At 61.6% G+C, this 1,262-nt stretch carries 1 protein-coding gene and 1 pseudogene; both read right to left on the bottom strand.

From position 1 onward, the window contains the following. Positions 1 to 468, bottom strand: a pseudogene (rfbK, locus tag CWM53_RS07105) (O9 family phosphomannomutase RfbK); the annotation flags it as partial. Positions 469 to 491: 23 nt separating this feature from the next. Then, positions 492 to 1,262 (bottom strand): mannose-1-phosphate guanylyltransferase/mannose-6-phosphate isomerase (locus CWM53_RS07100; RefSeq protein WP_100750744.1); only part of this gene is annotated, 771 nt, incomplete at its 5' end.

Genomic DNA, 1,262 nt, shown 5'->3' with positions numbered 1-1,262 from the left:
GACGTACTCCTTCAGCACCGATATCTGACGCAGGGTTCCGCGACGCGCCGGGTCCACCGGTGGGAACTGGTTTTCCTCCGCCAGGCGCTGGATATCCCGCATGCCGGTGTCGCCGCTGATGGGCTTCGCGTTCTCGCGCACCAGCTTCATGCCGTTGTAGTTCATCGGGTTATGGCTCGCCGTCACCTCGATGCCGCCGTCCACCCCGAGGTGGAAGGTGGCGAAGTAAATCTCTTCGGTGCCGCTCAGGCCGATATCCAGCACGTCGGTGCCGGCGTCCATCAGCCCGCGGGCCAGCGCCAGCTTCAGCGACTCGCTGGTGAGGCGCACATCGCCTCCCACCACTATCTTCCCGGGTTTCAGAAATTCGCCGTAGGCGCGGCCGATACGGTAGGCGATGTCCTCGTTCAGCTCCTCGCCCAGTTCACCACGGATGTCATAAGCCTTAAAGCATGTTAACTGTGTCATTCTGCGTTTTGTCCCGAAAAAAATTAGCAACGACCATACTGGTCTTTAATACGAATAATGTCGTCCTCGCCGAGGTACGACCCCGACTGGATCTCCAGCACTTCCAGCGGAATACGGCCCGGGTTTTCCAGGCTGTGCTCGGCGCCAATAGGAATAAAGGTGGACTGGTTCTCGGTCAGCAGGAACTGCTTGCCGTTGACCGTCACCTGGCCGGTGCCGGCGAGGATGACCCAGTGCTCGGCGCGGTGGTGGTGCATCTGCATCGAGAAGGCGCCGCCCGGTTTCACCGTGATGCGGTTGACGTTGAAGCGCGGGGTCTGGACCACCACGTCGCAGCGGCCCCAGGGACGGTAAATCTCGCGGTGGCGCTTGTACTCGCTGCGCTGGTTCTGCTTGAGGAACTCGACCGCCTTCTTCACGTCCTGGGAACGCTCGCGGTTCATCACCAGCACGGCGTCCTTGGTGCTGACAATCACCAGGTTCTCCACGCCGATGGCCGCCACCAGCTTCTCGTCGCTGTTGATGTAGCAGTTTTCGCTGTTGTGCACCCACGCGTCACCGCTGAGGACGTTGCCCTGCTCGTCTTTCGGGCTGACCTCCCACAGGGCGGACCAGGAGCCGACGTCGCTCCAGTCGGCATCGAGACCGACCACCACCGCGTCGGCGGTTTTCTCCATCACCGCGTAGTCGACGGACTCGTCCGGGCACTCGCAGAAAATGTCATGCGGAATACTGATGAAGTCGCTGCCGTTGTCGGCGGCATTGACCGCGGCCTGGCAGGCTTCGAGGATATC

The organism is Klebsiella sp. A-Nf5, assembly GCF_002810545.1.
GTDB classification, from domain to species: domain Bacteria; phylum Pseudomonadota; class Gammaproteobacteria; order Enterobacterales; family Enterobacteriaceae; genus Klebsiella; species Klebsiella variicola.
Note: the sequence above shows the minus strand (reverse complement) of the source record. Positions and strands in the feature narration are given on the sequence as shown.